25 protein-coding genes and 2 pseudogenes are annotated in these 26,089 nt (G+C 71.9%); 14 read left to right on the top strand and 13 right to left on the bottom strand.

All coding sequences use genetic code 11. The features are described from left to right. Nucleotides 1–30: 30 nt before the first annotated feature. Both groL and AWC19_RS07930 read right to left on the bottom strand, forming a co-directional pair. Nucleotides 31–1,656 (bottom strand): chaperonin GroEL, encoded by a 1,626-nt coding sequence (gene groL, locus AWC19_RS07935; protein WP_085077514.1) that lies wholly within the window; start codon nt 1,654–1,656, stop codon nt 31–33. 167 nt (nt 1,657–1,823) lie between these two features. Beyond that, nucleotides 1,824–2,390, bottom strand: a complete 567-nt coding sequence (locus AWC19_RS07930) for a TetR/AcrR family transcriptional regulator (RefSeq protein ID WP_085077513.1) — start codon at nt 2,388–2,390, stop codon at nt 1,824–1,826. 102 nt (nt 2,391–2,492) lie between these two features. On the opposite strand from AWC19_RS07930, the gene AWC19_RS07925 reads away from it, so the two are divergent. Then, on the top strand, nt 2,493–3,404 hold the full coding sequence (locus tag AWC19_RS07925; RefSeq protein WP_085077512.1) for an SDR family NAD(P)-dependent oxidoreductase: 912 nt from the start codon (nt 2,493–2,495) through the stop codon (nt 3,402–3,404). Nucleotides 3,405–3,440: 36 nt separating this feature from the next. Beyond that, nucleotides 3,441–3,935: a cupin domain-containing protein gene (locus AWC19_RS07920; RefSeq protein WP_085077511.1), complete on the top strand. Its 495-nt coding sequence runs from the start codon at nt 3,441–3,443 to the stop codon at nt 3,933–3,935. A gap of 241 nt (nt 3,936–4,176) precedes the next feature. Here AWC19_RS07920 and AWC19_RS07915 read toward each other — a convergent pair whose 3' ends face one another. Together AWC19_RS07915 and AWC19_RS07910 are read right to left on the bottom strand one after the other, a co-directional pair. After that, the gene (locus AWC19_RS07915; protein ID WP_085077510.1) at nt 4,177–5,619 is read right to left on the bottom strand and encodes a flavin-containing monooxygenase; all 1,443 of its coding nucleotides are present in this window, start codon (nt 5,617–5,619) and stop codon (nt 4,177–4,179) included. Then, the gene (locus tag AWC19_RS07910; protein ID WP_085077509.1) at nt 5,610–6,086 is read right to left on the bottom strand and encodes a VOC family protein; all 477 of its coding nucleotides are present in this window, start codon (nt 6,084–6,086) and stop codon (nt 5,610–5,612) included. Before AWC19_RS07910 ends, AWC19_RS07915 begins: the two co-directional genes overlap by 10 nt. A gap of 63 nt (nt 6,087–6,149) precedes the next feature. Here AWC19_RS07910 and moeA point away from each other — a divergent pair, with 63 nt between their 5' ends. Next, a complete protein-coding gene (gene moeA, locus AWC19_RS07905) occupies nt 6,150–7,355 on the top strand; it encodes a molybdopterin molybdotransferase MoeA (RefSeq protein ID WP_085077508.1) in 1,206 nt (401 codons plus the stop codon). Here the strand turns inward: moeA and AWC19_RS07900 are convergent. Then, nucleotides 7,352–7,969, bottom strand: a complete 618-nt coding sequence (locus tag AWC19_RS07900; protein ID WP_085077507.1) for an MFS transporter — start codon at nt 7,967–7,969, stop codon at nt 7,352–7,354. The genes moeA and AWC19_RS07900 overlap by 4 nt on opposite strands. A 59-nt stretch (nt 7,970–8,028) precedes the next feature. On the opposite strand from AWC19_RS07900, the gene AWC19_RS07895 reads away from it, so the two are divergent. The 3 genes from AWC19_RS07895 to AWC19_RS07885 are packed head-to-tail and all read left to right on the top strand — an operon-like array spanning nt 8,029 to nt 11,776. Continuing rightward, on the top strand, nt 8,029–8,751 hold the full coding sequence (locus AWC19_RS07895) for a phosphatidylserine decarboxylase (protein ID WP_085077506.1): 723 nt from the start codon (nt 8,029–8,031) through the stop codon (nt 8,749–8,751). Further along, nucleotides 8,748–9,611, top strand: coding sequence for a CDP-diacylglycerol--serine O-phosphatidyltransferase (gene pssA, locus AWC19_RS07890; RefSeq protein WP_085077505.1), 864 nt, complete (start codon nt 8,748–8,750; stop codon nt 9,609–9,611). The genes AWC19_RS07895 and pssA overlap by 4 nt, the downstream gene beginning before the upstream one ends. Then, entirely contained in the window at nt 9,611–11,776 is a 2,166-nt protein-coding gene (locus tag AWC19_RS07885) for an AAA family ATPase (protein ID WP_085077504.1), read from the top strand. The genes pssA and AWC19_RS07885 overlap by 1 nt, the downstream gene beginning before the upstream one ends. On the opposite strand, the gene AWC19_RS07880 is transcribed toward AWC19_RS07885, so the two are convergent. Next, nucleotides 11,750–12,361, bottom strand: a complete 612-nt coding sequence (locus tag AWC19_RS07880; RefSeq protein WP_085077503.1) for a TetR/AcrR family transcriptional regulator — start codon at nt 12,359–12,361, stop codon at nt 11,750–11,752. The genes AWC19_RS07885 and AWC19_RS07880 overlap by 27 nt on opposite strands. Before the next feature lie 21 nt (nt 12,362–12,382). On the opposite strand from AWC19_RS07880, the gene AWC19_RS07875 reads away from it, so the two are divergent. Together AWC19_RS07875 and AWC19_RS07870 are read left to right on the top strand one after the other, a co-directional pair. Beyond that, a complete protein-coding gene (locus AWC19_RS07875; protein WP_085077502.1) occupies nt 12,383–13,204 on the top strand; it encodes a DUF2867 domain-containing protein in 822 nt (273 codons plus the stop codon). 117 nt (nt 13,205–13,321) lie between these two features. After that, a pseudogene (locus AWC19_RS07870) lies at nt 13,322–13,939 on the top strand (MFS transporter); the annotation flags it as partial. 50 nt (nt 13,940–13,989) lie between these two features. On the opposite strand, the gene AWC19_RS07865 reads toward AWC19_RS07870, so the two are convergent. Genes AWC19_RS07865 through napA form a run of 6 tightly spaced genes read right to left on the bottom strand, consistent with a single transcriptional unit; the run spans nt 13,990 to nt 18,117 of the window. After that, entirely contained in the window at nt 13,990–14,814 is an 825-nt protein-coding gene (locus AWC19_RS07865; RefSeq protein ID WP_372508529.1) for an enoyl-CoA hydratase-related protein, read from the bottom strand. Nucleotides 14,815–14,820: 6 nt separating this feature from the next. After that, nucleotides 14,821–15,465, bottom strand: coding sequence for an LON peptidase substrate-binding domain-containing protein (locus AWC19_RS07860; RefSeq protein ID WP_085077501.1), 645 nt, complete (start codon nt 15,463–15,465; stop codon nt 14,821–14,823). Nucleotides 15,466–15,469: 4 nt separating this feature from the next. Further along, entirely contained in the window at nt 15,470–16,609 is a 1,140-nt protein-coding gene (locus tag AWC19_RS07855; protein WP_085077500.1) for a glutamate--cysteine ligase, read from the bottom strand. Then, nucleotides 16,590–17,297, bottom strand: a complete 708-nt coding sequence (gene sodC / locus AWC19_RS07850) for a superoxide dismutase[Cu-Zn] (protein WP_085077499.1) — start codon at nt 17,295–17,297, stop codon at nt 16,590–16,592. The genes AWC19_RS07855 and sodC overlap by 20 nt, the downstream gene beginning before the upstream one ends. A gap of 18 nt (nt 17,298–17,315) precedes the next feature. Beyond that, nucleotides 17,316–17,789, bottom strand: a complete 474-nt coding sequence (locus AWC19_RS07845) for a LytR C-terminal domain-containing protein (RefSeq protein WP_085077498.1) — start codon at nt 17,787–17,789, stop codon at nt 17,316–17,318. Between the two features lie 19 nt (nt 17,790–17,808). Next, nucleotides 17,809–18,117 carry a nucleoid-associated protein NapA gene (gene napA, locus AWC19_RS07840; protein WP_085077497.1) on the bottom strand — a complete coding sequence of 103 codons (309 nt, stop codon included), beginning with the start codon at nt 18,115–18,117 and terminating at the stop codon, nt 17,809–17,811. Between the two features lie 265 nt (nt 18,118–18,382). Here napA and AWC19_RS07835 point away from each other — a divergent pair, with 265 nt between their 5' ends. The 5 genes and pseudogenes from AWC19_RS07835 to AWC19_RS31380 form a co-directional block, all read left to right on the top strand. Then, nucleotides 18,383–18,976, top strand: coding sequence for a peptide deformylase (locus AWC19_RS07835; protein WP_085077496.1), 594 nt, complete (start codon nt 18,383–18,385; stop codon nt 18,974–18,976). After that, nucleotides 18,976–19,740: a GNAT family N-acetyltransferase, cg3035/Rv0428c family gene (locus tag AWC19_RS07830; protein WP_085077495.1), complete on the top strand. Its 765-nt coding sequence runs from the start codon at nt 18,976–18,978 to the stop codon at nt 19,738–19,740. Before AWC19_RS07835 ends, AWC19_RS07830 begins: the two co-directional genes overlap by 1 nt. A 17-nt stretch (nt 19,741–19,757) precedes the next feature. Next, entirely contained in the window at nt 19,758–20,564 is an 807-nt protein-coding gene (locus tag AWC19_RS07825; RefSeq protein ID WP_211284880.1) for an exodeoxyribonuclease III, read from the top strand. Between the two features lie 189 nt (nt 20,565–20,753). Further along, on the top strand, nt 20,754–21,215 hold the full coding sequence (locus tag AWC19_RS07820) for a hypothetical protein (protein WP_085077493.1): 462 nt from the start codon (nt 20,754–20,756) through the stop codon (nt 21,213–21,215). Nucleotides 21,216–21,285: 70 nt separating this feature from the next. Continuing rightward, nucleotides 21,286–25,419, top strand: a pseudogene (locus tag AWC19_RS31380) (HAD-IC family P-type ATPase); the annotation flags it as partial. Here AWC19_RS31380 and AWC19_RS30450 read toward each other — a convergent pair. Next, nucleotides 25,385–25,663: an Rv1535 domain-containing protein gene (locus AWC19_RS30450; RefSeq protein WP_245848831.1), complete on the bottom strand. Its 279-nt coding sequence runs from the start codon at nt 25,661–25,663 to the stop codon at nt 25,385–25,387. The pseudogene AWC19_RS31380 and the gene AWC19_RS30450 overlap by 35 nt on opposite strands. Nucleotides 25,664–25,735: 72 nt before the next feature. On the opposite strand from AWC19_RS30450, the gene AWC19_RS07810 reads away from it, so the two are divergent. Next, a complete protein-coding gene (locus AWC19_RS07810) occupies nt 25,736–26,011 on the top strand; it encodes a hypothetical protein (protein WP_142281073.1) in 276 nt (91 codons plus the stop codon). The last annotated feature ends 78 nt before the right edge of the window (nt 26,012–26,089 follow it).

The raw sequence follows: 26,089 nt of genomic DNA, 5'->3' as shown, positions 1-26,089 counted from the left end.
CACCGGGACCGGGCTTTTCCGTTACGGGACTCAGAAGTCCATGCCACCCATGCCGCCGGTCGGGTCGCCCGCGGGAGCGGCCGCCTTCTCCGGCTTGTCGGCCACGACGGCCTCGGTGGTCAAGAACAGGCCCGCGATGGACGCCGCGTTCTGCAGCGCCGAACGGGTCACCTTCACCGGGTCGGCGACGCCGGCCTTGAGCAGGTCCTCGTACTCACCGGTGGCGGCGTTCAGGCCGGTACCGGCGGGCGAGTTGCGGACCTTCTCGGCGACCACGCCGGGCTCGAGCCCGGAGTTGAAGGCGATCTGCTTCAGCGGGGCCTCCAGCGCCACCTTGACAATGTTGGCGCCGGTCGCCTCGTCGCCGGAGAGCTTCAGCTCGTCCAGCGCCGGGGCCGCGTGCAGCAGCGCCACACCGCCGCCGGCGACGATGCCCTCCTCCACGGCCGCCTTGGCGTTGCGGACCGCGTCCTCGATGCGGTGCTTGCGCTCCTTGAGCTCCACCTCGGTGGCGGCGCCGGCCTTGATCACCGCAACGCCGCCGGCCAGCTTGGCCAGGCGCTCCTGCAGCTTCTCGCGGTCGTAGTCGGAGTCGCTGTTCTCGATCTCGGTGCGGATCTGAGCCACCCGGCCGGCGATGGCGTCGGAGTCGCCGGCGCCCTCGACGATGGTGGTCTCGTCCTTGGTGACGACCACCTTGCGGGCCTTGCCCAGCAGACTCAGGTCGGCGTTCTCCAGGGTCAGGCCGACCTCCTCGCTGATCACCTGGCCGCCGGTGAGGATGGCCATGTCCTGCAGCATCGCCTTGCGGCGGTCACCGAAGCCGGGCGCCTTGACCGCCACCGACTTGAAGGTGCCGCGGATCTTGTTGACGACCAGGGTGGAAAGCGCCTCGCCCTCGACGTCCTCGGCGATGATCAGCAACGGCTTGCCGGCCTGGATGACCTTCTCCAGCAGCGGCAGCAGGTCCTTGACCGTCGACACCTTGGAGCTGACCAGCAGGATGAAGGGGTCCTCGAGGACCGCCTCCTGCCGCTCGGCGTCGGTGACGAAGTACCCCGAGATGTAGCCCTTGTCGAACCGCATGCCCTCGGTGAGCTCGAGCTGCAGGCCGAAGGTGTTGGACTCCTCGACGGTGATTACGCCCTCGTTGCCGACCTTGTCCATCGCCTCGGCGATCAGGTCGCCGATCGACTGGTCGCCGGCCGAGATGGCCGCGGTCGCGGCGATCTGGTCCTTGGTCTCGACCTCCTTGGCCGACTTCAGCAGGGTCTCGGTGACCTTTTCGACGGCCTTCTCGATGCCGCGCTTGAGGCCCAGCGGGTTGGCGCCGGCCGCGACGTTGCGCAGGCCCTCGCGCACCAGCGCCTGGGCCAGCACGGTGGCCGTCGTCGTGCCGTCACCGGCGACGTCGTCGGTCTTCTTGGCGACTTCCTTGACCAGCTCGGCGCCGATCTTCTCGTACGGGTCCTCCAGCTCGATCTCCTTGGCGATGGACACACCATCGTTGGTGATCGTGGGGGCACCCCACTTCTTCTCCAGGACGACGTTGCGGCCCTTGGGGCCCAGCGTCACCTTTACCGCGTCGGCGAGGCTGTTCAGGCCACGCTCGAGGCCGCGACGGGCCTCTTCGTCGTACGCAATTGTCTTGGCCATTGCGAAGTGATTCCTCCAGAGATTGGGGACGACACGTTCTGGCCGGGTGCAGTGCCCGCGACGGACGACCGGAGCTGGTCTCACCGTCCCGACCTAGCACTCGCCGGTCGGGAGTGCCAACGTCATTCTTAGCACTCGCCTATGCCGAGTGCAAGAAGTCCCCGGCCCTATCGCTGCGCGCGTAAACCGTCGATGACGACGGCCGTCGCCCGTTCGGCCAGGGCCGAATCGTAGGCCTGCATGGCCTGGCATCCGACGAGTAGCGCCTTGAGATCGGCCATCGCGATGTCACGCCGCGCGGTGCCCGCTTGCTGCGCGGCGCGCAGCAGCTCGCCGATCATCGCCTTGAAGGCGTTCTCGGCCCGCGGCGCCGCGCGGGCGATGTCGATCCCGTAGCCGGCCAGCGCGTCGACCAGGCCGCGGTCCGCGGCCCCCCACTGCAGCACCATCGAGCGCAGAAAGGCGAAGAGCGCCTCGCCGGCCCCCTCGCTTTCCAACAGCGCGTGGCCGTCGTCGACGAGGCGCTGCATGCGGTTCTCGATGACCGCGGCGAACAGCGCCTCCTTGGTCGGGAAGTGGCGGTAGACCGTGCCGGCCCCGACGCCGGCGCGCCGGGCGATCTCGTCGATCGGCACCGACAGGCCCTCGGCGGCGAAGGCCTGGTAGGCGACGTCCAGCACCCGGGTGCGGTTGCGCGCCGCGTCGGCGCGCAACGGGCGTGCGGGTTGGGCCATCTGTTCACCTCCCGGTCGGTTGACAAAGCGGGGCGCACGTTCCGTATAGTGGGGCTCAACCGGAGCGATCGCCCCGTTTCAGTCCCAGTCTAGGAGAATCCCATGGCCAAGTGGACCGCTTCCGACATTCCCGACCAGACCGGTCGCGTCGCCGTCGTCACCGGCGCCAACACCGGGCTCGGCTACGAGACGGCGCGGGCGCTCGCCGAGCACGGCGCCCGGGTGGTGCTCGCGGTGCGCAACCTCGACAAGGGCAAGGACGCCGCCGCCCGGATCACGGCCAACGGCCCCCGGGGTGAGGTCGCGCTGCAGGAGCTGGACCTGACCTCCCTGGGGTCCATCCGCGCCGCCGCCGAGCAGCTGCGCTTCCAGTACGACCGCATCGACCTGCTGGTCAACAACGCCGGCGTGATGTGGACGCCCAAGTCGACCACCAAAGACGGCTTCGAGCTGCAGTTCGGCACCAACCACCTCGGCCACTTCGCCCTGACGGGCCTGCTGCTGGACCGCCTGTTGCCGGTCGCCGGTTCCCGGGTGGTGACCGTCAGCAGCATCGGTCATCGCATCCGCGCCGACATCCACTTCGACGACCTGCAGTGGGAACGCGGCTACAGCCGGGTCGCGGCCTACGGCCAGTCCAAGCTGGCCAACCTGATGTTCACCTACGAGCTGCAGCGGCGGCTCGCGCCGCACGGCACGACGATCGCCGCGGTTGCCCACCCCGGCGGCTCCCGGTCCGAGCTCACCCGCAACCTGCCCGCGTGGGCGCGAGCGGTTTTGCCGGTGGTCGAACCCCTCTTCCAGGGAGCCGACATGGGCGCCCTGCCGACGCTGCGCGCCGCGACCGACCCCGGCGTGCTCGGCGGCCAGTACTACGGCCCCGACGGGTTGGGCGAACAGCGCGGCTACCCCAAAGTCGTTGCGTCCAGCGAGAAGTCGCACGACGTCGACGCGCAAAGGCGGCTGTGGGCGGTCTCCGAGGAGCTCACCGGGGTGGTCTATCCCTTCGACTGACCCCGGGCTGACCGGCAGCGGGGCACACTGGGACACATGTCCCTCGCCGTGCCCCCCTACCCGCCGCCCCGCTACACCGAGGACGAGCCGGCGCTGAGCGCCTGGCTCAAGCGCGGCGACGAGCCGCCCGACTACGAAACGTCCGGCACCAGGTACCACTACCTGGCCAGCCAGCGCGACACCGGCGGCGACTACGGCCTGTACCGCGTCGACATCGCCCCGGCCGGCGGCGGGCCGGGGCCGCACTTTCACCGCGCGATGTCCGAGGCCTTCTTCGTGCTGTCCGGGACGATGAAGCTCTACGACGGCAGCGACTGGGTCGACGGCCACGGGGGCGACTTCCTCTACGTCCCGCCGGGCGGCGTCCACGGTTTCCGCAACGAGGCCGACGAACCGGCGGCGGTGCTGATGTTGTTCTCGCCGGGAGCGCCGCGGGAGGCCTATTTCGAGGGCTTCGGCGCGCTGGCCGACATGACCGACGACGAACGCCGCGAGTGGTTCGTGCGCCACGACAACTTCTGGGTCCAATAGCCCGTCAACCGCCCGCAGTAGGGTGTGGCCGTGCAACCGAAGAAACGGTCCAAGCGCGCGGCGGCGTGGCTGCGGATGAAGGTCGAGACGGCGTTCAGCGCCCCGATCCGAACGGGGGTCAGGGTCAAGGCGCTGCGGCGTCCGAGCAAGCCGGTCCCGCGGCCGCGATCGGCGGCGCCGAAGGCGGTGCCGCCCGCGCCCACCTGGCGCAAGAGAAACGCCGGGCCCAGGCGCGCCGGGCTCAACCACCCCAGCGGTAGTCGCCGTCGACCAGCTCGCGGGTCCGCTCGTAGAAAACCCGCCCGCTGTAGGGCAACTGGGTGACGACCTTGCCGCTGGGGTGGCGGAAGTAGTTGGTGCAGGCGAGCCAGACCTTGCCCTCCATGGCGGCCTGAATCTCGTCGTTGTAGCGCCGCTGCGCCGCCTCGGTCACCTCGACGGTGCGCGCGCCGCGCCGGCCCATCGTGTCGAGGATGTGGCGGACGAACGTGGTCTGCGCCTCGTGGATGTAGAGGATCGAATTGACGCCGTTGGTGTTCGGGCCGTACAGCGTGAAGAAATTGGGATAGCCGGCCACCAGCGTGCCCAGGTACGCCTCGGCGCCGTCGCGCCACTCCTCGCGAAGGTGCCGCCCCCCGGCGCCGTACACGTCGATGCTCGCGAGGTAGTCGGCCGCCTTGAAGCCGGTGCCGTAGATGATGGTGTCGACGCGGTGCTCGGTGCCGTCGACGGTGCGCACGCCGCGCTCGGTCAGCTCCGCGATCGCGCTGGTCTCCAGGCTGACGTTGGGCAGCGCGAACGTCGGGTACCAGTCGCGCGACATCAGCGGTCGCTTGCACCCGGCGGGATAGTCCGGCGTGAGCTTGGCGCGCAGCTCGGGGTCGGCCACCTTGCGCGCCAGGTAGCCGCGGGCGAGCTCGGTCGCCTCGCGGGTCTGTCGCGCGTCGACGTCGAAGCTCGACGACTCGTAGGCGTCGAAGGCCTCGTCGCGCAGCTTTCGCGCCGCGGCCGGGTCGCGTTCGAACAGCTCGTGCTGCTCGGCGGTGAACGGGAAGTCGAACCGCGGCGCGATCCAGATCGGGGTGCGCTGAAACACCGTCAGGTGCGCGGTTTCCCGCGCGATCGCGGGCACGTACTGGACCGCGCTGGCGCCGGTCCCGATGGAGGCGACCCGCTCGCCGGCCGTCGGCTTGCTGTGATCCCAACGGGCCGAATGGAATTGGCGTCCCCGAAACCGCCGCGCCCCGGGAATGTCGGGGATGTGCGGGACGTCGAGCATCCCGACGGCGCTCACCACCACGTCGAAGTCGTGCCGGCGGCCGTGGCCGTCGGTCAGCGTCCAGCGCCGCGCGGCGTCCGACCAGCGGGCCGTCGCGATCGCGGTGTCGGGCACCAGGTGGCCTCCCAGCCCGTGGTCGGCGGCGACCTTCTCGAGGTAGGCCAGGATCTCGGGCTGGTTCGCGTAGGTCTTGCTCCACCGCGGGTTGGGCGCAAACGAATACGAGTACAGGTGCGAGGGCACGTCGCAGGCCGCGCCCGGAAAGGTGTTGTGCCGCCAGGTCCCGCCGAACCCGTCGGCCCGGTCGAAGATGGTGAAGTCGTAGCCGCCCTGCGCCAGCTGGATCCCCATCGCGATGCCGCCGGCGCCCGCACCGACGATCCCGACCTTGAACTTCAGCCCCATTGGGAGAAGTAGGGTCGCTCGGTCCGGCTCTTCTCCACCAGGATGAACACCACGCCCCAGGGGTCGACGAACCAGGTGGTGCGCACGCGCGCGACGTCGGCGATCCCGCCGACCAAAAAGCGCACGCCCTTGCGTTCCAGTTCGGCGCGGGTGGCGTCGAGGTCCTCGCAAACCAGCCCGACGTGCGACAGGCCGTGGTCGGTCAACGCCCGGTCGGCCCGCCGGTCGCCGTCGACGTGGAGGTATTCGATCACCTCGAGCACCCGGTCGCCGTCGCCGGGAAACCCGACGATGGCCGCCTTCATGGTCGGGTCACCCACCAGCTCGCCCATGTCGTCGCGAATGGCGTTACCGCCCATGACGTACGGCGGCGACAGCACACGCAGGCCCAACACGTCGCGATAGAACGCCACCGCGGCCTCACAGTCGGGTACGCACACCCCGCTGTGGGCGAGCCCGGTAATCACGTTCTCGACTCTACGACGGGCGGCGCGGATCGGGGGCGACCCGACGCGGAAGATAATGGCCGGGTGCGGTCAGTCGAAGAGCATCAGCGCGTCGTAACCGAGATGATCCGACCGCGCCCGGCGGCCGCGGTCCCCTTGACCGGGGCCCAGGGGCTGGCGCTGGCCGACGACGTGGTCGCCGCGCTGGCGCTGCCCGTCTTCGACAACTCCGCGATGGACGGATACGCGGTGCGCGCCGAGGAGATCGCCGGCGCGACGCCCGAGCGCCCGGTGGTGTTGCAGGTCGCCGAGGACATCCCGGCCGGGCGCACCGACGAGCTGACGCTGCAACCGGGCACGGCGCACCGCATCATGACCGGCGCGCCGGTGCCCGCCGGCACAACGGCGATCGTGCCGGTCGAGGACACCGACGGCGGGGTGCAGACCGTGGCGATCCGCGCGCCGCGCCCGGCCGGCGCGCACATCCGCCGCGCGGGCGAGGACGTCGCCCCCAACACCACCGTCCTGCGCCGGGGCCAGGTCGTGACGCCGGCGATGCTCGGTTTGGCCGCGGCGCTGGGCATGGCCGAGCTGCCGGTGATCCCGCGGCAACGGGTGCTGGTGTTGTCGACGGGTTCGGAGCTGGTGACGCCGGGTGGCCCGCTGCGGCCGGGGCAGATCTACGAGTCCAACTCGATCATGCTGGCCGGGGCGGTGCGCGAGGCCGGCGCGGAGGTGGTCGCCGTGGCGACCGCCGCGGACGACGTCGCGCAGTTCGGCGCGCTGCTCGACCGCTATGCCGCCGACTCCGACGTCATCATCACCAGCGGCGGCGTCAGCGCGGGCGCCTATGAGGTGGTCAAGGACGCCTTCGGGCGCGACGGCGACCAAGGGGTCGAGTTCGTCAAGGTGGCGATGCAGCCCGGCATGCCGCAGGGCATCGGGCGCGTGGCGGGCGCGACGATCGTGACGCTGCCCGGCAACCCCGTCAGCGCGCTGGTGTCGTTCGAGGTGTTCATCCGCCCGGCGCTGCGCGGGGCCATGGGCCTGCCCGACCCGGACCGCCCGCGCCGCGCGGCGGTGCTGACCGAATCGCTGACGTCGCCGCGCGGCAAGCGCCAGTTCCGGCGGGCGATCCTGGACCGCGAGGCCGGCCGCGTGACCAGCTATGGGCCGCCGGCGTCGCACCATTTGCGGTGGCTGGCGTCGGCCAACGGGCTGTTGGACATCCCCGAGGACGTGGTCGAGGTGCCCGCCGGCACCGAGCTGCAGGTGTGGGACCTGAGCTAGCCGGCCCCCCTGGGTCGCCCCGCGGCCCCGTCGCGGTGGAAGTCGTCGGCGGTGTCGAAGGCCCTGGTGCAGCGGATCGCGATCGCGGCGACCGAGAGCATCGCCGGGACGACGACCAGCGCCGCCGGCAGCCCGAACCACCCGGCCAGGCGGCCGATCAGCGGGGGACCGATCAGGTAGCCGACCCAGCCGGTCGCGGCGACGAGCGAGATCGCCGAGCCCGCGCTGCTCGCCGAGTAGGCGGCGCTGAACGCGGTCGGCACCAGCAGCGCCACGCCGGCACCCAGCCCGGCGAACCCGAGGACGCTGACGATCGGGTTGGCGGTCGCCAGCGTCACCCCCATGGCCGCGGCGGCCAGCAGCGCGAGGGCCGGCAGCCGGTTGCTGCCCCAGCGCGGCAGCGCCCGGTGGGCCAGCAGCGTGGCCAGGACCGACCCGAGCGGCGCGCCGAAGAGCGCCGAGCCCAGCGCCGCGTCGGATAACCCCAGCCCGGCCTTCACGTGCGGGATGTGGGCGGCCCAGGACGAAAACATCACGGCGTGGGCGATGAAGGCGGCGGTGACGCCGATCTTGGCGCGGCGCAGCCGTCCCGCCGGGTCGTCGATGGGATGCATTTGGCTGTGGGCGTTCCCGCTGCGGACCGAACCCGCCCGCGGCTTCGTAAGATGGCCGGGTGGCACGACGCCCCCACACTATCGGCCCCACGGCCGAGGACCCCACGTTCGGCCCCAAACACGTGCTCGAGTTGGTGCGCTCCACCGTTCCGCCGGTCCACCGCGCCGGGCTGCCGTTCGTCTCGGCCGGGCTGGCGCTGGCCGTCACGGGGCGCAGGCACCGGTGGATCCGGCGGGCCGGCCTGCTGGCGGCGGGCGCCTGCGCGGCGTTCTTCCGCCACCCGCCGCGGGTGCCGCCCAGCCGGCCCGGCGCGGTCGTCGCACCCGCCGACGGGGTGATCTGCGTGATCGACTCGGCCGCGCCCCCGGCCGAGCTCAACATGGGCGACGCGGAATTGCCGCGGGTGTCGATCTTCCTGTCGCTGCTGGACGCCCACGTGCAGCGCGCCCCGGTGAGCGGCGAGGTGATCGCCGTGCGGCACCGGCCGGGCCGCTTCGGGTCGGCCGACCTGGCCGCGGCCAGCACCGAGAACGAGCGCACCAGCCTGCGGCTGCGCACCGACACCGGTGCCGACGTGGTGGCGGTGCAGGTCGCGGGGCTGCTCGCGCGCCGCATCGTCTGCGACGCCCGCGTCGGGGACAAGCTGTCGATCGGCGAAACCTACGGCCTGATCCGGTTCGGCTCCCGGCTGGACACCTACCTGCCGCCGGGCACCGAGCCGCTGGTGAGGCAAGGCCAGCGCGCCGTCGGCGGCGAGACCGTGCTGGCCGAGCTGCGATGATCAGCAAGCCCCGCGGCCGGCGCGCGGTCAACCTGCAGATCCTGCCGAGCGCGATGACGGTGCTGTCCGTCTGCGCCGGGCTGACGTCGATCAAGTTGGCGCTCGAGCACCAGCCGAAGGCGGCGATGGCGCTGATCGCCGCGGCGGCCATCCTCGACGGGCTGGACGGGCGGGTGGCCCGCATCCTCGACGCCCAGTCGCAGATGGGCGAGGAGATCGACTCGCTGGCCGACGCGGTGAACTTCGGCGTGACGCCGGCGATCGTGCTCTACGTGACGCTGCTGTGGGCGTCGCCGGCCGGATGGGTCGTGGTGCTGCTGTACGCGGTGTGCGTGGTGCTGCGGCTGGCCCGCTACAACGCGCTGGCCGACGACGGCACCCAGCCCGGCTACGCGCACGAATTCTTCGTCGGCATGCCCGCGCCGGCCGGTGCGGTCTCGATGATCGGGCTGATCGGGCTCAAGCTGCAGTTCGGCGAGGGCTGGTGGACGTCGACGGTGTTTTTGTGCATCTGGGTGACCGGCACGTCGCTGCTGATGGTCAGCAAGATCCCGATGAAGAAGATGCACGCCGTGGCGGTGCCGCCGAACTGGGCGGTGCCGCTGCTGCTCGCGCTGGCCGCCTGCGCGGCCGCCGCGGTGCTGGCCCCCTACGTCTTGATCTGGGTCATCATCATCGCCTACCTGTGCCACGTCCCCTTCGCGGTCCGCAACCAGCGCTGGCTGGCGGCGCACCCGGAGGCCTGGGACGACGATTCCAAGCAGCGGCGCGCCGCGCGCCGCGCGATCCGCCAGGCCCGCCCGCACCGCCGGTCGATGACCCGGCTGGGGCTGCGCAAGCCCAGCGGGCGCCCGCGATGATGCCCGCCCCGGGCGCCCGGCAACTCACGCTGACCGCCCGGCTGAACACCTCCGCCGTCGACTCGCGCCGCGGCGTCGTCCGGTTGCATCCGAATGCCGTTGCCGCCCTTGGCATCCGGGAGTGGGACGCGGTGTCGCTGACCGGGTCGCGCAGCACCGCCGCGGTCGTCGGCCTGGCCGACCCCGGCGCCCCGGTGGGCGTCGCGCTGCTCGACGACGTGACGCTGTCCAACGCCGGGCTGCGGGAGGGCAACGCGGTGATCGTCGCCCCGGTGACCGTCTACGGCGCGAAGTCGGTGACGCTGTCCGGGTCGGCGCTGGCCACGGCCTCGATCACGCCGACGACGCTGCGGCAGGCCCTGCTCGGCAAGGTGATGACGGTCGGCGACGCGGTCTCGCTGCTGCCCCGCGACCTGGGGCCGGGCACCTCCACGTCGGCGGCCACCCGGGCGCTGGCGGCCTCGGTCGGGATCAGCTGGACCTCCGAGCTGTTGACCGTCACCGGCGTCGACCCCGCGGGGCCGGTCAGCGTGCAACCCAACTCGCTGGTGACCTGGGGCGCCGGCGTCGGGCCCGCCCCGCGGGGCGCTGGCTCGATCGACGCGGCGACCCCGGAGATCGCCGTCGGGGAGCTCAAGGGCTCGCAGCCGCAGGCCGCCAAGCTCACCGAGTGGCTCAAGCTCTCGCTCGACGAACCGCACCTGCTGAAGACGCTGGGCGCCGGGACCAACCTGGGCGTGCTGGTTTCGGGCCCGGCCGGCGTGGGCAAGGTGACGCTGGTCCGCGCGGTGTGCGAGGGGCGCCGGCTGATCGAGCTGGACGGCCCCGAGGTCGGCGCCCTGGCCGCCGACGACCGGCTGAAAACCGTTGCCGCCGCGGTGAAATCGGTCCGCGACGGCGGCGGGGTGCTGCTGATCACCGACGTCGACGCCCTGCTGCCCGGCGCCGCCGAGCCGGTGGCCGCGCTGATCCTGGGTGAGCTGCGCGCCGCCGTGGCCACCGAGGGCGTCGCGCTGATCGCCACGTCGGCGCGGCCCGACCAGCTCGACACCAGGCTGCGCGCCCCCGACCTGTGCGACCGCGAGCTGGGCCTGCCGCTGCCCGACGGACCCACCCGCAAGGCGCTGCTGGAGGCGTTGCTGAAGACCGCCCCCACCGGCGATCTCGACCTCGACGAGATCGCCTCCCGCACACCGGGTTTCGTCGTCGCCGACCTGGCCGCGCTGGTGCGCGAGGCGGCGCTGCGCGCGGCGGCCCGGGCCAGCAGCGACGGTCAGCCCCCCAAGCTCGATCAGGACGACCTGCTCGGCGCGCTCACCGTGATCCGCCCGCTGTCCCGCTCGGCCAGCGAGGAGCTGACCGTCGGAAGCGTGACGCTCGACGACGTCGGCGACATGGCCGGCGCCCGCCGGGCGCTGACCGAGGCCGTCCTGTGGCCGTTGCAACATCCCGACACCTTCGCCCGCCTGGGCGTCGATCCGCCGCGCGGGGTGCTGCTGTACGGGCCGCCCGGCTGCGGAAAGACGTTCGTGGTTCGCGCGCTGGCCAGCACCGGCCAGCTCAGCGTGCACGCCGTCAAGGGCTCCGAACTGATGGACAAGTGGGTCGGCGCCTCGGAGAAGGCCGTGCGCGAATTGTTCCGCAGGGCACGCGATTCCGCCCCGTCGCTGGTGTTCCTCGACGAGGTGGACGCCCTGGCGCCGCGGCGCGGGCAGAGCTTTGACTCCGGGGTGACCGACCGGGTGGTGGCCGCGCTGCTGACCGAGCTCGACGGCATCGACCCGCTGCGCGACGTGGTGGTGTTGGGCGCCACCAACCGGCCCGACCTGATCGACCCCGCGCTGCTGCGCCCCGGCCGGCTGGAGCGGCTGGTGTTCGTCGAACCGCCCGACGCCGCGGCGCGCGGCGAAATCCTGCGCACCGCGGGCAAATCCATGCCGCTGAGCGATGACGTCGACCTGGACGAGGTGGCCGCCGGCCTCGACGGCTACAGCGCCGCCGACTGCGTGGCGCTGCTGCGCGAGGCCGCGCTCACCGCGATGCGCCGGTCCATCGACGCCGCCGACGTGACCGCCGACGATTTGGCCGCGGCCCGCGGAGCCGTGCGCCCCTCGCTGGATCGGGCGCAGGTCGAGTCGCTACGCGCGTTCGCCAAAGCTTTGTAACACTGCCCGCGCCGCCGCCGCGACGTCGGCTTCCAGCCACGGCGGCATCGGGTCGTCCTGCGCGTGGCGCCAAACCACCGCATAGGGCAGGTCGGCGACCGCGCGGGCCACGGCGTCGACGGATCGCGCATCGCCGCGTCCGTATATTCGCCTCGCCAGGGTGCGGACGCGCTCGGTCAGAGGCGCGTTCATCGCCGCGAGCGTCTCCCGAAACGCCGCGTCGGGCTCGCCGTCGAGCAAGTCGCCCGGCCGGATCGTCAACAGCAGCCGCGCATCGTCGGGCAGTTCGCGCCCGAATCGGACGGCGGCCACGGCCATGGCCACGGCCATGTCCTCGGCGGCATCCGACCCGGCGGCATCCGACCCGGCGGCCATGGCCCGGGCCTGGAAGCGTTCCAGCGCGCGCAGCCACGCGGCGGTCAGGATGCCGTCGCGGTTGCCGAAGCGGTGATACAGCGTGCCCGCGGGCGCGCCGCTGTTCTTCGCGATCGCCGCGACGCTCGCCGCGCGCGGGCCGCCCTCGAGCACCAGCGCCCGCGCGGCGTCGAGGATCACATCGGTTTCGTGCTTCCGCGGTGGGGCCATGATCTAGTACAGTCCTTCTATATGGAACGATTGCCCTATATTGATGAGCATGCCATAACCGTCACCTCGAACCGCGAAGACACGTGGACGGCGCTGGTGCGGGTGATGTGCCGCGACCCGCGCGACCCGTCCACCGTCCCCGCCGGTTTCGTCCTCGACGAGGCGCGCCGACCCGAGCGGTTCGGGCTCAAGGGCCGGCACCCGTTCGCCGCCTACCGGCTGGTGTTCGAATTGGATGGCGACTCGGCGCACCGCACCCGGCTGCGCGCCCAGACCTGGGCGGCCTTCCCGGGCCCGCACGGCAAGGTCTATCGCGCACTGGTGATCGGAACCGGAGCACACCGAATCGTGGTGCGCAGGATGCTCAAACGCGTCGCGGCGACGGCGCTCGCCGCGCGGGGACAAACCGGCGAGACCGATGCCGATTACACCGACGTCTTCGAAGTCCCGATCCCGCAAGGCGATTCGCGCACTGCCGAGCAAGCGTTCCGCGACGGGCTGGGCGGCCCGCGCGCCCGCGGAAGCCTCGTGTTGTGGATCCACCGTCACCTACTGAGGTTTCGCCTGGCCCCGCATTCCACGCGGGACCACATGTTCGGCTGGTCGGTCGTGCGTTCGGATCGCGAGGAGCTCGTGCTGGCGGCGTGCGGGCCGCTCATGCGCGGTCAGCTGGCGCTGCGATTCGAAAACGGCCGGGCCGCACTCACCACCCGCCTGCATTATGTTCACCCGATTGTCGCCCGGGCCGTCTGGGCGGTTGTCGGCCCACTGCATCGGGCCGTGGCACCCCGAATGGTGGAACGCAGCGCCCGCCGCGGCCCCGCCCGGATGGCCCACCGCTGATCGCGTGAACCGTTTGTCGGTCACGGACGTCGGACCAGGTGTAACCCGGTCGGCTACTAAATAGCGCCTGGCCCGAATGGGCTCGATCCGATCCGGCACTTGCAAGGAGCAGAGCCCATGAACAACGCGGCGCCGCGTGCATCGCTGGTGCGATTTAGCGACGTCGCGCCGACGACGCGGGTGATGACGGTGGCGATCATGGTGTCGACGGTCGCGTTCCTCGACGGCACCGTGGTGAACCTGGCGTTGCCGGCCACGGCGCGCGACGTCGGCGGGGGCATGTGCACGCAGCAATGGGTGGTCGACGGCTACCTGCTCGCGGTGGCGGCCACGGTTCTGCCGGGCGGGGCCATCTCCGATCTGTTCGGGCGAATACCGGTGATGCGCTTCGGGCTGGCGGCTTTCGGTGCCGGCTCGATGCTCGCGGCCACCGCGGGCACCCCGGCGATGCTGGTCGGCGGGCGCCTCGTCCAGGGGCTGGGCGGCGCCTTTCTGGTGCCCGGATCGCTGGCCCTGATCAACTCGTCGTTTGACAGCCCGCGTCGGCCCGCGGCGATCGGGTCCTGGACGGCCTGGACCAGCAGCGCCTTCGCGGTGGGCCCGCTGCTGGGCGGGCTGGCCGTCGACTTTTTGAACTGGCGCTGGATCTACGTCTTGTCGGCGATCCCGATGGCCGTCGGCTTCGCCCTGACGTACTGGCTGCCCCGGATGCGCGGCTGCTCACCACCGTCGCGGGCGACGATCGGGCCGGATAACGAGCGGCCGCTCGCGGCCTCGGTGTTCGGTCACGGCGCGGGCAGCTCGGTCCAGTCGGCGGACAACCGCGAGCGAAATCGCGGCGGCCGCCGGTCCAGGAACGCGCTGACCCCCTCGCGGGCGTCGGCGGTGCCCATCACACGCTGGTGCAGCCGGGTTTCCAGCGCTGCGACCTGCCGCGGGGTGTAGCCGTTGATCGCGCTGTCCCACAGCAGCCGCTTGCACAGGGCGGCCGACATCGGGGCGACGTGGGCCGCGATGTCGCGGGCCGTCTCCACCGCGTGGTCGAGCACCCGCTCGGCGGGCAGCGCCCGGTTGGCGACACCGAGCGCCACCGCCTCCGCCCCGGTGAAGGTGCGCCCGGTCAGCAGGAGCTCGGCGGCCACGCCGAGCGTGGCGAGGTGCGCCAGCGTCCAGTGCGACATGCAATCCGGGATCACGCCCCGGCGCACTTGCACCACACCGTATTTGGCGTCGTCGGCGACGACGCGGATGTCGGCCTGCAAGGCGATGGTCAACCCGATGCCGATGGCGTGGCCGTTGAGCGCGGCGATCACCGGCTTGCGCAATTCGAAGGCGGCCGGGTCGATCGGCGAGGCGGAGAACCCACCGCCGTCGGCCGGGGCGTCGAACGGCGAGACGTTGCCCGAGAAGTCCGCCCCGACGCAGAAGGCGGCCCCGGCCCCGGTCACCACGATGGCGCGGACGCCGTCGTCGCCGTCGCAGTCGCGGTAGGCCCGGCTCAACAGCCGGCCCATCTCGGCGGTGTAGGCGTTGAGATGCGCGGGACGATTGAGCGTGAGCACGGCCACGCCCCCGTCGATGTCGACCGTCACGTCGGCGCTCAATAGCATCGCCTCCTATTCGGAAAGCTGGAACTCCACCATGTCGGCGACCGCGTCGACGGCCTCGCCGAGCGCGCTCAGCCGCGCGGCCGCCGACGGCGCCGACAGCACGGCGTAGCGGTCGGCCGCGCCGATCGGGATGCGCGACGCCAACGCGTAAAGGCGTTGTCCCGCATCGGTTTCGTCGCCCGGGCCCAGCAGCGCGTCGCGTCCCGGCAACGTGGCGCCGCGGGCCGCCGCGATCCGCTCGAACAGGGCCAGCACCCGCTCCTCGAGCTCACGCAGCTGCGCGGGGCGCACCGGCTCCCCCGGCTCGTCGGGCCACACGGTCACCGTCGCGCGCGGGTACGGGTCGTCGGGCAGCCACCGTGACACCCGGATCCGCTCGCCGGTGCGGCAGCGCAACACGTATCGGCCCGCGCCGAGGTCGGCGTACTCGTCGATCTTGGACAGGACGCCGACATCGCAACGCGAGTCGCCGCCGCCCACCTCGCGACCGGCGGCGATCAGCACCACCCCGAAGGGCTCGCCGCCCTCGACGCAGCGCCGCACCAGCGCGCCGTAGCGGGGTTCGAAGATGCGTAGCGGCAGGTCTTCGTGGGGCAGTAACGCCGACTCGAGCGGAAACATCGGCAGCTCAACGGGTTCGGGTTCCGCCATTGTTCTAGACGTCCAGCTCGCCCACCAGCGCGTCGACGACCGCGCGCAGGTCGCCGTCGTGTTCCTCGGCCACCCGCCGCTGCCGCTGATACGAGGCGCCGTCGGCCCAGATGTCGGCCACCGCGCGCAGCTCGTCGGCGCAGTGCAGGGACTCGGCGACCGGCTCCATCCGGTCGAGCACGTCGACGAGGTCGTCGGTGACCAGCCGCTCGTTGCTGTCGGCGTCCAGGATGATCACCGCGTCCAGGCCGTAACGCGCCGCGCGCCACTTGTTTTCCTGCACGTGCCAGGGCGGCATCGTCGGCAGCGTCTGGCCCGCATCCAGCCGCCGGTCCAGGTCGACCACCAGGCAGTGCGTCAACGCGACCAGCGCCCCGAGCTCGCGCAAATTGGACACGCCGTCGCAGACCCGCACCTCGAGAGTGCCCAGGTGCGGTGACGGCCTTATGTCCCAACGTATTTCGTCGATGTGATCGATGATGCCGGTCTTTTTCTGGTCGTAGACGAAGCCTTCGAACTCCGACCATCGCTGAAAGTGAAAGGGCAATCCGGCGGTCGGCAGCTGCTGGAACATCATCGCGCGGTTGCTGGCATACCCGGTGTCTTCGCCGACCCACCAGGGCGACGAGGCCGACAGCGCCAGCAGGTGCGGGTAGTACTTCAACAGCGACGTCATGATGGGCATCACCTTGTTGGCCGAGGAGATCCCGACGTGCACGTGCACGCCCCAGATCAGCATCTGCCGGCCCCACCACTGGGTGCGTTTGATCAGCTCGGCGTAACGCGGTGCGTCGGTGAGCTTTTGGGCCGACCACCGGGCGAACGGGTGGGCGCCGGCGCAGAACAGCTCCATGCCGCGGGCCCGCACTACCTTGCGCGCCGGGCGCAGCGTCTCGCGCAAGTCCTCCATGGCCTGGGCGGTGCAGTCGCAGATGCCGCTGACCACCTCGACGGTGTTGCGCAGCAATTCCTTGTGCACGCGCGGGTTTTCGCCGATCTCGGCGATCACGGCGGTGGCCTCGTTGCTCAGGTCGCGGGTCTGGGCGTCGACGAGCGCGAATTCCCATTCCACGCCGATCGTCGGCCGCGGCGAGGGCGCGAAGTCGATGCGGGCTTTCGCCCGGCTAGCCGGCGCCGATGACACCGCACGCCACCCGCTTGCCGGCGTCACCGGTCGTCATCGTCGTCTCGTCGGGGCCCGGTGTTCCGTTGGTCTGGTTGTAGCGGTCCGACGGGATGTTGGCGAAGTTGTCGGCGCCGGCGTGAATGATGATCGCGGTCTTCTCGCCGCTGGTCAGGTCTTCCATCGCGAAGGCGTCGGTGGTGGTGACCAGCGTGCCCGTCCCGTCCTTGCGCACCTGCAGCGAGGTCAGGTCGCCGCTGGCGGGCTCGCCGGAGTGCCCGGGCGCCTGGAAATGCCCACCGGCGGACAGGAAGTCGCCGGGCGCGCCGCCGGTCGGAGCCACCGAGTTGGGCTCGCACTTGCCGACCTTGTGGATGTGCACGCCGTGGAACCCGGGCGAGAGGTGACCGGCGCCGCTGGTGGCGATCGTGACGGTGGCGTAGCCGTTGCCGAATTCCAGCTTCGCGGTCGCGACCTCGGTGCCGTCGGGCGCCTTGAGCAGCGTGGTGATGGTGCGCGCCGACGGCGTGGCCACGGGCCGGCCACCCTGCCCGCCCTCGGCGCCCGACGCCGCCGACGGCGCGCTGGATCCCGTCCACACCGCCGGCGTGGTGCCCGGGCTCGTCGAGGCGTGTTGCGGCGACGAGCACCCACCCACCACGAAGATTGCGGACACGGCGGCGGCGGCGACGGTACGGTGCTTAGGCATAGCGGAAGCCTAGCCCGCTCAGCCCGTCACGAGCACGATGACACCGGGCGGCTGACCGTTGAGCGCCGGAATCCGCGGTTGGACGGGCGCCCCGAGCTTCTGGCCCACCGCGTCGGCCGTGGCGTGCTCGTCGTCGGCGTCCGTGTAGTACACGGTGGTGGCCGAGACCTCGGACAGCGACAGGTTGCCGACGTCGGTCACCTTGAAACCGGCGGAGGTGAGCTGGTCCTTGGTGCGCGCGGCGACGCCCTCTTTCGACGAGATGTTGTAGATGCGCACCTCGGCCTGGTTGGCCGGGGCCTTGCTGCTCGTCGACGCGGCCGGCGCGCTGGTGGTGACGGCCGAGCCCGCCGACGTCGAGTCGTCGTCGGACTTCCCCGAAGAGCTCAGCGCCTGCCATCCCAGCAGCAGGAAGATGACGCCGAGGAACAACAGCACCATCACCATGGCCCGCAGGGGAAGCCCGGTCGAGTCGGGGACGCGCTCTTTCATCGAGCCCCACTGTAGCGAGTCAGGTCACCTCGAAGCCCAGGCGCCGCGCCGCGCGCGCCTTCTGGCGGCTGGCGCGCAGCCGCCGCAGCCGCTTCACCAGCATCGGGTCCGCGGCCAGCGCCTCGGGCCGATCCACGAGCGCGTTGAGCACCTGGTAGTAGCGTGTCGCCGACATCGAAAACAGTTCCTTGATGGCGTCTTCCTTCACCCCGGCGTATTTCCACCACTGGCGCTCGAACGCCAGGATGTCGTGTTCACGGCGGGTGAGCCCATCGGCGATTTCAGAGTCGTCCCCCGATCGATTTGCCCGCGCCATGGCGCTGTCCATATCGCTTCCCCTGGACCCTTCCGGAGATACTCGAAGTACTCGAATGACTTGACTTACATAGGGGCATGTTTCGGCGAATATTGAACCACGCCGCGAACCCTCAACCCGTAATCCAGACCCGCGAGTCGGCCGACTTGGTGAGATTGCCCAGCTTCGGCGCACGTCGTCGCGAGCGCAACGGCACGGCGACAAATCCCGGGAGAAATCGCAGTGGCGCTACGGTCGCGGGCGCCCACCCGCGAAACCCCGCATAAGCTAGCCGACCATGGCAGTCGTACCCATTCGCATCGTGGGAGATCCCGTCCTGCACACCCCGACGACGCCGGTGCCCGTCGCCGCCGACGGCTCGCTGCCGGCCGACCTGCCGGAGCTGATCGCCACCATGTACGAGACGATGGACGCCGCGCACGGGGTGGGCCTGGCCGCCAACCAAATCGGATACGGGCTGCGTCTCTTCGTCTACGACTGCGCCGAGGACCGCGGGCTGACCGACCGCCGCCGCGGCGTGGTGATCAACCCGGTGCTGGAAACCTCGGAGGTTCCCGAGACCATGCCCGACCCCGGCGACGACGAAGAGGGTTGCCTGTCGGTCCCCGGCGAGTCGTTCCCCACCGGCCGCGCGAAGTGGGCGCGGGTCACCGGGCTGGACGCCGACGGCGGTCCGGTCAGCATCGAGGGCACCGGGCTGTTCGCGCGGATGCTGCAGCACGAGACGGGGCACCTGGACGGCTTTTTGTACCTGGACCGGCTGATCGGCCGCTACGCCCGCAGCGCGAAACGGGCCGTCAAAGCGCACGGCTGGGGCGTGCCGGGACTGTCGTGGCTGCCCGGCGAGGGGCCGGACCCGTTCGGGCACTGATGGTCTCGTGGCCCGACCCGGGAACGCGGGTGACGGTTCGCTACCGCCGGCCCCCCGGTGCGGTCCCGCCCCTGACCGACGCGGTCGGCCACCTGCTCGAAATCGACCCGGTGGTCCGGGTGCGCACCAAAACGGCGGCCGTGGTCGAGATCGCGCCCGCCGACGTCGTCGCGGTGCGGGCGCTGACCGACGCCCCGATCCGCGCCTCGCAGATCCGCGCGCTCGAGCACGCGGCCGCGGCGGCGTGGCCCGGCGCCGAACGGACCTGGGTCGACGGCTGGCTGCTGCGGGCCGAACCGGGGGCCGGGCCGGCCACCAATTCGGCGATGCCCCTGGATGTTTCGGCTGACCCAACCGCGATCCCGGCGATCGTCGACTGGTACCGGCGGCGCGACATGACGCCGCGGCTGGCCATTCCGGACCGGCTGCTGTCGCTGCCGCCCGGCGCGGCGGCCGAGCGCACCGAACGGGTGCTGGTGCGCGACGTGTCGCGCGTCACCCCCGCGTCGCGGCCGGGGGACGGGGGCCGGCGCGCGGCGGTAACGGACTCCCCCGACGGCACGCGATGGGTGGGCCTTTCGGCGGTGCGCGACGCGGCCGACGGGTGGGCCCTGCTGGCCTGGGGGGCCGGCCGCGGCGCGACCCGCGCGTATGTGGGGGTCGGTGACGACGACGCCGCCGCGATCGCGCTCGCCGATTCGCTGGGCTTCCGGCCACACCACCGGCGCCGCTACGTCACGGCCCGGTCGGTGGATACCGTCTAGCCATGCCCACTGCGAGCCTGCGGCTGGCGACCTGGAACGTGAACTCGATCCGCACCCGCCTGGACCGCGTCGTCGACTGGTTGGCCCGCGCCGAGGTCGACGTGCTGGCCATGCAGGAGACGAAGTGTTCCGATGGCCAGTTTCCGGCGCTGCCGTTTCTCGAGCGGGGCTACGAGGTCGCACACGTCGGCTTCAACCAGTGGAACGGCGTGGCCATCGCCTCCCGCGTGGGGCTCGACGACGTCGAAGTCGGCTTCGAAGGGCAGCCCACGTGGAGCAGCAAGCCCGACGTCGCCGCCACCGCGGAGGCCCGAGCGCTGGGGGCCACCTGCGGCGGCATCCGGGTGTGGAGCCTCTACGTGCCCAACGGCCGCGCGGTGGGCGATCCACACTACGAGTACAAATTGAAATGGCTTGCCGCGCTGCGTGATACGGCGGCCGGGTGGCTGCGCGACGACCCCGCGGCCCAGATCGCGCTGGTCGGCGACTGGAACATCGCCCCCAAGGACGAGGACGTCTGGAGCACCGACTACTACGCCGGGGCCACGCACGTCTCCGAGCCGGAACGCCGCGCGTTCGACGCGATCGTCGACGCGCAGTTCGCCGACGTGGTAAGGCCTTTCACTCCGGGTCCCGGGGTCTACACCTATTGGGACTACACCCAGCTGCGGTTCCAGAAGGGGCGCGGCATGCGCATCGACTTCATCCTCGCGTCGCCGGCGCTGGCGAGGCGGGTGACCGGCGCGCAGATCGTCCGCGACGAGCGCAAGGGCAAGGCGCCGAGCGATCACGCGCCGGTGCTGATCGATGTGAGCCGAATGTGAGCCGCATCGCGGGTTGATCTGCACCCCCGAAACGGGGAGCTCCGCGTTGTACGCGGGATTGTAACGTGGCAGGCTTTCCCAGAGAGGTGCAGAGACAGATTCGTTGTTGCTGCTAACCGTGCGTTCAACGGGTATACATGTTGCCAACGCGGTTCCCAGTGAGAGCGCGTAGTCCTAGGAGTCATCATCATGAGTGTCGTAGGCGGTGCAGTCCGGAACGTGAGCAGGACCGTGGGTCGCGCGGCGGACGCGACCACAGCGGCCGCGGGCGCGGTCGGCGGCGCCGCCGTCAACGGGGTCGTCGGCGGCATCACCGGCGCCGCGGAGGGCATCAAGCGCGGCGTCAGCAGCGGCAGCCACTCGACGCCGGCGGCGGCCCTGGCGTTGGGCGCGCTGGGGGTCGCCGGCCTGATCGAGTGGCCGGTGCTGCTGGCCGTCGGCGGTGGCGCGCTGTTGCTGCATCGGATACAGCACAAGCCCGCAACGCCCACGTCGGCGAAGGCGAGCCTGACGCCGGTGCCCTCAACACCCTCGGCACCGTCGGCGCCGGCGACCAAGAAGGCGGCGCCGCAGAAGTCGGCGAGCAAGTCGACGGCCAAGAAGACCTCGGGGCGGCGGGCCGGCTCCGCCACCTTGCGCAGCACCAATTAGGTTGCGCGCCAACAACTAAACGAGACCTTTTGAGCAGCCCTTGAGCATCGTCCCGTCGCTACCCCGGTCGATGCCCCTGCGGGCGCTCGCACAAGAGGCGTTGCACATCGCGGCGATACCGCTGCGCGAAGGCGCCCGGGCGCTCACCGGCGACCTCCCCGCCGAAACGCTCGGCCGGCGCTGCTGGCGCGGCGAGAGCCGCGCCTGGATCGAGGTGCGCGGCCTCGATCACGCCGGCGAAGGTGAAGCGCTCGGCGACGCCGTGCGCGCCGCGCTGCTCGCCCACCCCGGCGTCTCCTCGGCGACCCTGAACTACCCGCTGTCTCGCGTGGTCGTCGGCCTCGACGGGCCGGGCACCTCCCTGCTCCAGCTGTGCCGCATCGTCGAAGACGCCGAAAAGCGTTGCGACACAAGGGCCATGGCAACGGCGACCGAGCTGCCCGGCGACGGCGTGGTGGTGGCGAGAAGGGCCGTGACCCTCGCCGCCAACGCCGCCGGCCTGGGCTTCGCCGTCGCCGGGCGCGTGTTGCGCTGGCCGCGGTTGCCGATCGCCCTGCAGGCGGGCGTGGCGGCGGTCGAATACCAACCGTGGCTGCGGCGCCAACTGGAGGACCGCATCGGCGGGCCCGCGACCGACACCGTGATGACGCTGGCCATGGCGGCCGCCGAGGCCGTCACCCAGTCCCCGGCGTCGCTGGGCGTGGGCCTGGCGATGCAGGCGCTGAGGGCCGCCGAATGCCGCGCCGAGGCCCGGGCGTGGCGCGAACACGAACCCGAACTGGCCCGGCACGCCGACCAACCGCGGTCCGAGGCGGCGCCGCCGCGACCACCCCGGTCGCGGCCCATGGAGCGCCACGCCGGCCGTTTCGCGCTGATCCAGGCGCTCGGCGCCGGGCTGGTCGGCGTCACCACCCGCAACCTGAACATGGCCGCGACCGCGGTGCTGGTGACCGCGCCGAAGGCCACCCGCACCACACCGGAGGCGTTCGCCGCGGCGCTGGGGCGCGGCTTGGCGGACCGGCACGCGGTGCTGGCGCTGCGCCCGGACGCGCTGCGCCGCTTGGACCGCGTCGACGCGATCGTGATCGACCCCAGGGTGTTGTGCACCAGCGGCCTGCGGGTGGCGCGCATCCGCGGCGCCGACGAGCGGGAGCTGTCCGCGGCGTGGAACCGCGCGCAGCTGGTGCTGGAGAACAATGGCCAACGGCCGGGCTGGCACCGGGTGCCCGGGATCTCGCCGAGCGTCCCGGATTCCGACGTGCAGGCGCTGTTCCGCCCGGCCCACGATCCGCTGGCGTCGGCCGTGGTGGCCGAGGCGCATCGCTCGGGCGCCGAGCTGGTCTCGGTCGACGTCGACCTGCTGGGCGAGTTGCGTCCGGCGTTCGACGAGTCGACCCCCGTCGAAAACGGCTCCATCGACGACGCCCTGGCCCGGGCGGTGACCGGCCTGCAAGCGGCGGGACGCACCGTCGCCGTGCTGACTTCGTCTGGGGCGCAAGCGATCTCGTCGGCCGACGTGGCGCTTGGGGTAATGCGGCCCGGCGCCGGCCCGCCGTGGTGCGCCGACCTGCTGCTGCCCGACCTGTCGGCCGCGTGGCGGGTGTTGCGCGCGCTGCCGGCCGCCAAGGCCGCCACCGAGCGGGGCATCGGGATATCGGCCGGCGCGACGGCCATGGGGTCGCTGCTGATGATCCCCGGCGTCCGCGGGCTGGGCCCGGGGCCGGTGACCACCGGCGCCGCGGCGGGCATGCTGTCCGGCTACCTGTTGGCCCGCGGGGTGCTGGGCGCCGACGCGCCCCGCCCGGCGGCCGTGCACGAGTGGCACGCGATGTCGGTCGAGCAGGTCCGCCGGGCCCTGCCCCGGCCCAGCTCGGACGGGCAGCCGGACTGCCGCGCCGCGCAGCAGCCCGAAACGCCGCCGAACGCGGTGTGGCAGCTGCTCAAGGCCGTCCGCGCCGAGCTGACCGACCCGCTGACCCCGGTGCTGGCGCTCGGGTCGGTGGCCAGCGCGGTGCTCGGCTCGCCCGTCGACGCGGTGCTGGTCTTCTCGGTGCTGACCGGGAACTCGTTCCTGGCGGCCAGCCAGCGGCTGCGCGCCGAGAACCGGCTGAACCGCCTGCTCGAGCAGCAGATCCCGCCGGCCCGGCTCGTGGAGACGGGGCCCGACGGCGAGCGCACGTACACCGACGTGATCGCCGCGCAACTGCGGCCCGGCGACGTCATCGAGGTCCGGACCCACGAGGTGGTGCCCGCCGACGCCCGGATCGTCGAGGAGGTCGACGTCGAGGTTGACGAGTCGACGCTCACCGGGGAGTCGCTGTCGGTGGAGAAGCAGGTGGAGGCGACGCCCGGTGCCGAGCTGGCCGAGCGTCGCTGCATGCTCTACGCCGGCACGACGGTGGTGGCGGGCACCGCCGTCGCCATCGTGACCGCCGTCGGCGCCGACACCCAGGAGCGCCGGGCCGCCGAGCTGGTGTCCGGCGACCTGTCCTCCGACGTCGGGCTGCAGCATCAGCTCAGCCAGCTCACCAACCGCGCTTTCCCGGTCAGCATGACCGGCGGGGCGTTGGTCGGCGCGCTGGGCATGCTGCGCGGCGCGGGCTTGCGCCAGGCGGTGGCCAGCGGCATCGCCATCGCCGTCGCCGCCGTGCCGGAAGGGATGCCGCTGGTGGCGACGCTCGCGCAGTCGGCGTCGGCGCGGCGGCTGACCAAGTTCGGCGCGCTGGTTCGCGTTCCGCGTTCGGTGGAAGCGCTCGGCCGCATCGACGTCGTCTGCTTCGACAAGACCGGGACGCTGAGCGAGAACCGCCTGCGGGTGGCGCAGGTCCGGCCGGCGCCGGGGCTCTCGCGCGAGGAGGTGCTGCGCTGCGCCGCGCACGCGGCGCCGGCGGCCAACGGCGGCCCGCAGGCGCACGCCACCGACGTCGCCATCGTCGAGGCCGCCGCGGCGGCGCTGAACGGCTCGGAGCCCACCGACGAGGCGGACGCGCACCTCCCGTTCCGGTCCGGCAGGTCGTTTTCGGCGTCGGTCACCGGCACCGAGCTGACCGTCAAGGGCGCACCCGAGGTGGTGCTCGCCGCGTGCGACGGCGTGGGCCCGAACATCGAGGATTCGGTCGCCGAACTGGCCGCCGACGGGCTGCGCGTGATCGCGGTGGCGCGCCGCCGGCTGACCCCCCGGCAGGCGCAAGCGGTCCGGGACGACCCGGACGACATCGTGCGGTTCTGCCGCGACGGGCTGGCGCTGACCGGGTTCCTCGGTTTGTCCGACACCCCGCGCCCGGAAGCCGTCGGGCTGCTCGCGAACCTGCGGGAGCAGGGGGTCGGCGTGAAGCTGATCACCGGCGACCATCCGATCACCGCCCTGGCCATCGCCCGCGAGCTGGGCCTGCCGGTGACCGCCGGGCAGGTGATCAGCGGCGCCGAGTGGGACTCGATGTCGCGCAAGGACCAGGAGCGTGTGGTCACCGAGCGGGTGATCTTCGCCCGGATGACGCCGGAGAACAAGGTCCAGGTCGTGCAGACACTCGAGGGCGCCGGGGTGCTGTGCGCGATGGTCGGCGACGGCTCCAACGACGCCGCCGCCATCCGGGCCGCCACCGTGGGCATCGGCGTGGTAGCCGGCGGCAGCGACCCGGCCCACATGGCGGCCGACGTGGTGCTGGTGGACGCGCGCATCGAGGCGCTGGTCCAGGCCATCGCGGAGGGTCGCCAGCTATGGCAGCGCGTCCAGGCCGCGGTGTCGGTGCTGCTCGGCGGTAATGCCGGCGAGGTGCTGTTCGCCATCATCGGCAGCGCGATCACCGGCACCTCACCGCTGAACACCCGGCAGCTGTTGCTGGTGAACATGATGACCGACGCGCTGCCCGCCGCCGCCCTGGCGGTCAGCGAGCCCAGCGCCCCGGTGAACCCCGGCCTGCGCGGCCCGGATCAGCCCGCGCTGTGGCGGGCGGTGGCCATTCGCGGGGTCACCACCGCCGCCGCGACGACGGTGGCGTGGGGCATGGCCAGCGTCACCGGCCGCCCGCAGCGGGCCTCGACCGTGGCGCTGGTGGCGCTGGTGGGCGCCGAGCTGGGTCAGACCCTGCTGGATTCGCGCGCACCGCTGGTCGTGCTGACCGCGGCGGGTTCGCTGGCGGCGATAGGCACGCTGATCAGCATCCCGGTGGTCAGCCAGCTGCTCGGCTGCACTCCGCTGGGTCCGGTCGGCTGGGGACAGGCGCTGGGTGCCGCCGCCGGGGCGACGGTCGCGATTGCCGTGCTGAACCGGGTTTCCGACGGTTGGGGCATGCCGAACAGGCCGCCGCCCGAGCCGGAGCCGGCCGAATCTCCAGCACCCCGACCCGCCACAGCAGCGCATAAAGTTCAATCAGCGGCACCCGCAGCACGAAAGCGATCGACGAAGCCAGCGGATCGGCTCGCAAGTCCGCGTAGTCGGTCGTCGACATGCGCGACATAAGCCCGACGTTGAGCTCAGTACCCGGCGGGGCGGCAAACCCCTCGTTACCGAAAGGCAAATGATGGCGGAAAAGAAGACGCGCAGGGGGACCTCGCAGCGCGAGGCGGTGCAGAAGGTCCGTGAGGGCGAGACGTTCGTGGTGAACGTGCCGGTGCTGGGGCAGCTGGAGATCCCGCGCCCGGAGCAGCTCGCGTACTTCGGCGGCCTGGCCGCGCTGGCCGCACTCGAGCTCATCGACTGGCCCGTCGCCCTCGTCATCGGCGCCGGCCACTTCCTGGCGGCCAACCACCACAACCGGCTGCTCGAGGAGCTCGGCGAGGCCATGGAAGAGGCCTAGCTGTACCCGGCCATAACGTTGGTTACAGGCGGCTGATGGGTGGTAGGCCGCTGAGTGCGCTGTGGCGGCGTTGAGTGT

It is taken from the genome of Mycobacterium palustre (assembly GCF_002101785.1).
In the GTDB taxonomy this organism is placed as follows: domain Bacteria; phylum Actinomycetota; class Actinomycetes; order Mycobacteriales; family Mycobacteriaceae; genus Mycobacterium; species Mycobacterium palustre.
This window is presented reverse-complemented; position numbering and strand designations above follow the sequence as displayed.